Here is a 5,236-nt window from a genome sequence, read left to right as displayed (position 1 = left end):
TCCGAATCAGAGTCACTGTCAGAATCCGAGTCACTGTCAGAATCCGAATCGCTGTCGCTATCCGAATCAGAGTCAGAATCCGAGTCGCTGTCAGAGTCCGAGTCACTGTCAGAGTCAGAGTCGCTGTCCGAATCCGAGTCGCTGTCAGAGTCCGAGTCACTGTCAGAGTCCGAGTCACTGTCAGAGTCCGAGTCACTGTCAGAGTCCGAGTCGCTGTCAGAGTCCGAGTCACTGTCTGAATCCGAGTCGCTGTCAGAGTCAGAATCGCTATCAGAGTCAGAATCGCTGTCCGAATCAGAGTCACTGTCAGAGTCACTGTCAGAGTCGCTGTCGCTATCCGAATCGCTGTCAGAATCAGAGTCACTGTCAGAGTCCGAGTCGCTGTCCGAATCCGAGTCGCTGTCAGAGTCCGAATCACTGTCAGAATCCGAATCGCTGTCAGAGTCCGAGTCGCTGTCAGAGTCCGAATCGCTGTCCGAATCAGAGTCACTGTCAGAGTCAGAATCACTGTCAGAGTCTGAATCGCTGTCAGAATCAGAGTCGCTGTCAGAGTCAGAATCGCTGTCAGAGTCGCTGTCAGAGTCGCTGTCGCTATCCGAATCGCTGTCAGAGTCGCTGTCAGAGTCGCTGTCGCTATCCGAATCGCTGTCAGAATCCGAGTCACTGTCCGAATCCGAGTCGCTGTCCGAATCAGAGTCGCTGTCAGAGTCTGAATCGCTGTCAGAATCAGAGTCGCTGTCAGAGTCCGAGTCACTGTCCGAATCACTGTCGCTATCCGAGTCGCTGTCGCTATCCGAATCGCTGTCAGAATCCGAGTCACTGTCAGAGTCCGAATCGCTGTCAGAGTCCGAATCACTGTCGCTATCCGAATCGCTGTCAGAGTCCGAGTCGCTGTCAGAATCCGAGTCACTGTCAGAGTCAGAGTCGCTGTCAGAATCCGAGTCGCTGTCAGAGTCAGAGTCGCTGTCAGAGTCCGAGTCGCTGTCAGAGTCAGAGTCGCTGTCAGAATCCGAGTCGCTGTCAGAGTCAGAGTCGCTGTCAGAGTCAGAATCGCTGTCGCTATCCGAATCGCTGTCAGAATCAGAGTCGCTGTCAGAGTCGTTATTTAAATTATTATTTTTATCGCTGTCATGTGCCCACCACAGAATTCCTGCTGCGGTTAGCGGTACAGATAGCCATGCCCATGGAGATGCAGCTCCATCATGATAAAGCAGTGGTTCTATACTATCGATATAACTATAAGTAATATTTTCTAATAATGCCCCATTGGCATCAGTAAATTGTACCCAAATTAACTTATGATTATTATCCTCAAAAACTAGACTATTATCAGTTGAATAATTACTCCCGTTAAAAAAATCAACTATTACTATTTGTTCACCATTTTTTAAAGTAACAATTGCGTTTCGACCATCTTGTCTAATTTCAGAAACATCATCTTTATTTACCTTTATTAAAATAACTGATGCTTCGGAAAGAGAGACTGTATCCTTAGTCGTAGTTTCTAAGGTTTCATGACTCTCCTTAGAAACTACCCTTATCTCAGACATATTTATTCCCCTTCGTAGGATTATTTAATTAAACCAATCCAATTTAGAGCTCTTAAATTTTGTTAAATAAGAAGAGCCCAAATTAAGGAATAAATTAGATAAAACAAAGGTCGACCTCAACGCACAAAGTAATTGTAAACATGAATTGCATCACAAAAAATGCAGCAACAACTAGTTTATTTATTAATCAAATGAAACTTAAAAATAATAAATATTGTTTTTCAAAAACTTACTAACAAATAATACTTAAAATATGCTTTTAATATTTTTATGTTTTAAAACACAACCAATAAAAACCACACATTTAAAACAAAATCTTATCTTTATTAATATCTATATAGCTTTTAAATATTTAAAAGCTATATAGATATACATTTATTATCTTTCTCGTAATGCTTCTTTGGCTTTATTGAATGGTTTAAGCAAGTAATCCAGTACCGTCTTTTCACCCGTACGAATATCTACAGTTGCCACCATACCCGGTGTAATACTGTATGCTTTACCCTCTTTATTATAAAGCTTGTCTGAATCGGTTCGGATATAAACACGATAATAGAATTGATCTTGTTTAACTTCATCACGAATTGTATCTGGTGAAATAACCGTAACTTTACCTTTTAACCCCCCATAAATTGAGTAGTCATAGGCAGTAATCTTAACCAGTGCTTCTTGTCCCGGACGAATAAACGCAATGTCACGCGGTAAAATACGCGCTTCAATAAGTAGCTGTTCATCAATCGGTACAATGGTCATCAACTTGCCGTTTTGCGGAATAACACCGCCATGGGTAGTGACTGCAATTTCTTTTATGACACCACGTACTGGTGCTTTAAACACTGCACGATCTAAACTGTCACTACGACCCAGTACGACTTGTTGCTGCGTTTCAATATCAGTATTGGCTTTCGATAACTCTTCACGAGCCTGCACAAAATACTGGTTCTGCACATCATTCATTTTATTTTGCAAATCATTTGCTTCACGACGTAAACGTAAAACTTCAACCTCACTTGCCGCACCTTTAGCAACTAAAGGCTCCGTCATTGCCAGTTCTTGTTGTACCAGTTGCAAAGCCTGTCTAAAGCCTGCAAGTGTTTGTTCGAGATTAGCTCTGCGGGACGCATATAGCGCTGTTTCTTCATGTACAAGTTTTGGTTCTTTTAGCACAATTTCAGGAAAAGCTAATGGAGTACCATTCACCTCTGCACGTAAGCGTGCTGAAGTTGCCTGAGCGGAGATCAGTAAAGATCTTGATTCACCGACATTCGATGCCAAACGGGTTGGATCTAATTGCGCAAGAATTTCGCCTTTTTGAACAATGTCGCCTTCTTGTACATTTAGCTTGGTTAAAATACCACCTTCTAAGGACTGGATGACCTGTTCCTTAGACGATGGAACTACTTTACCCGTGCCGGTAGAGACTTCTTCAAGTTTAAATACCCATGCCCAGATAAAGAAAATAACTAAGCCAATCCCCACAATCCAGATCACTAAACTGGCACGTGGTAACGGTGGCTCACTATAAGAGACATTCATTGAACGGGTGAGTTCTTGTTTTGGTTCGCTCATGAATTATCCCCTTGCACTTGTTTTTGTTGGGCTGTTGATTGATTAAGGACCTGATCTCTTGGACCATCCATCACGATTTTGCCGTCGTTAACGACAATAATACGGTCCACCAGTTCTAAAACAGCGCGGCGGTGAGTCGCAACCACCAAGGTTCGATGGGCCAGCCAGCCTTTTAAATGATCAATCAGTTGTTTCTCTGCCACATCATCAATCGCTGCTGTCGGTTCATCCAGCAATAAAATGTTGGGTTGACGAATCAATAAACGAGCCAATAACAAGGCTTGTTTCTGACCACCCGAGAAACCAACCCCGCCCTCTAAAATCAGGTGATCGAGCCCTTCTTTTTTCTCTTGAACAAAAGGTAATGCACCCGTCACCACTAGAGCACGAAGAATATCTTCATCGGTTGCAAGCGGTGCGCCCAAAGTTAGGTTCTCACGAATCGTACCGTAGAAAAGATGTGCGTTCTGGTTAAGTAAACCCATATCACGACGTACATCAGATGGGTCAATTAAAGAAAGATCCAGACCATCTAAATGCACTGCGCCTTGAACAGGGACTTGCATGCCAGATAGAAGCTGAAGCAGTGTCGATTTACCAGCACCATTGCGCCCCAGAATTGCAATTTTTTCACCAGCACGAATTTTTAAATGGCGGATTGCTAAACTTGGTTTCGGGTCTTCTTCTCCATATTGGAACAAGACATTTTTTAATTCATAGTCGCCATTTAAAACTGCTTTATGTACCAGATGTGAACGCTCAGCCTGATCAATCGGGCGTTGCATGAGTTCATCCAGACTCTGTTTAGCCACTTTCGCCTGCTGTAAACGCCCCAATACACCCGTAATTTGCGCAATCGGCGCCAACATGCGTGAAGATAAAATTGAACAGGCAACTAAAGCACCCGTGGTCATTTCACCCTCCATCACTGCAAAACATCCTACCAAAACCACAATTGCATAGGTTAAGCCCTGAATCTTTTGGGTCCATGCCATTAAGGTACCGACAATTTTACGTTGTTTCATACCAATATCGGCTGAAACTTCATTCATGTGATTCCATTGGTTTTGGAAACGCGATTCGGCACGCAACAACTTGATATCTTCAATACCCTGCACCGCTTCAACCAGAATGGCATTCCGGATTGAAGATTCTCTCATGCCTTCTTGTGCCAATTGCGCTAACTTTTTCTGCACCAGAAGACCCGGCAAAATCATAAGCGGCACAACCAGCAACATCACCCAAAACAGCTTTCCGCCAATAATGGCAAAGATGGTCAGGAACAGGAAAAAGAATGGGAAATCGGCAATTGCACTAATGGTGGTAGAGGTCACCAGTTCACGAACACCTTCGAGCTCGCGAATCTGGGAAATAAAACTACCTGTAGACTTTGAACGATCTTTATTTTTGATTCTTAAGGCGTGACCAAATACACGGTCAGAAACAAGTAAATCTGCTCGTTTACCAATAATATCGGATAGATAAACTCGGGACACACGTAAGATAAACTCAAAAATAGCGGCAATCAGTACACCACCAGCCAGCACCCATAAGGTTGGAACAGACTGTGAAGGCACAACACGGTCATAGACTTGCATTGAGAAAACAATGGTTGCCAGTGCCAGCACATTGGCAATGAGTGAGGCAAACATAATATCAACGTAGCGCTTCCAGTCTCTTAGAACAATTGACCAGAACCAGCTTGCTTCATAGGGTTTGATATATTCATCAATACGCGCATCGGGAATAGAACTTTCAGGACGCAGGATATAGACATTCTTAATTGTATTTTTTAAGACATCTAAGCTTAAATTTTGAGAAAGTCCCTGATCCCCACTAAACTGGATACTGACATTACCTTGGGTATCGGCTTTATCAATAATGCCGACCTGTCCGTCATGAAACTCGACCATAACAGGTAGCCGCCACGGGTTCAGCAGCTCTAAAGAAAACGGTACTTTACGTAGGTTTAGCCCAACCTGACGTGTCATTAACTGTAAAACATCATCAAGGTTTTGATTCTGGTTCCAGTCAAGTTGTAAACGGATTCTTTCTTCTGAAGGCTCAATTCGATAATGTTTAGCAATCGTTAAGACCGCCTGTAACCAGGGCTGGTA

At 43.2% G+C, this 5,236-nt stretch carries 3 protein-coding genes; all 3 read right to left on the bottom strand.

Annotation, left to right across the window (positions count from 1 at the left end):
- Positions 1–1,550 (bottom strand): BapA/Bap/LapF family prefix-like domain-containing protein (locus MKL38_RS19260; RefSeq protein ID WP_333724267.1); only part of this gene is annotated, 1,550 nt, incomplete at its 3' end.
- A gap of 378 nt (positions 1,551–1,928) precedes the next feature.
- Complete coding sequence (locus MKL38_RS18045) at positions 1,929–3,119, bottom strand: HlyD family type I secretion periplasmic adaptor subunit (protein WP_270903991.1); 1,191 nt, start codon at positions 3,117–3,119, stop codon at positions 1,929–1,931.
- Positions 3,116–5,236, bottom strand: a 2,121-nt coding sequence (locus MKL38_RS18040; protein ID WP_270903990.1) for a type I secretion system permease/ATPase, incomplete at its 5' end; no start/stop codon positions are given. The genes MKL38_RS18045 and MKL38_RS18040, both read right to left, overlap by 4 nt.

The organism is Acinetobacter sp. AOR14_HL (assembly GCF_027855175.1).
In the GTDB taxonomy this organism is placed as follows: Bacteria; Pseudomonadota; Gammaproteobacteria; order Pseudomonadales; family Moraxellaceae; genus Acinetobacter; species Acinetobacter calcoaceticus.
The sequence above is the reverse complement of the archived record's forward strand: the minus strand, read 5'-3'. Positions and strand labels throughout refer to the sequence as shown.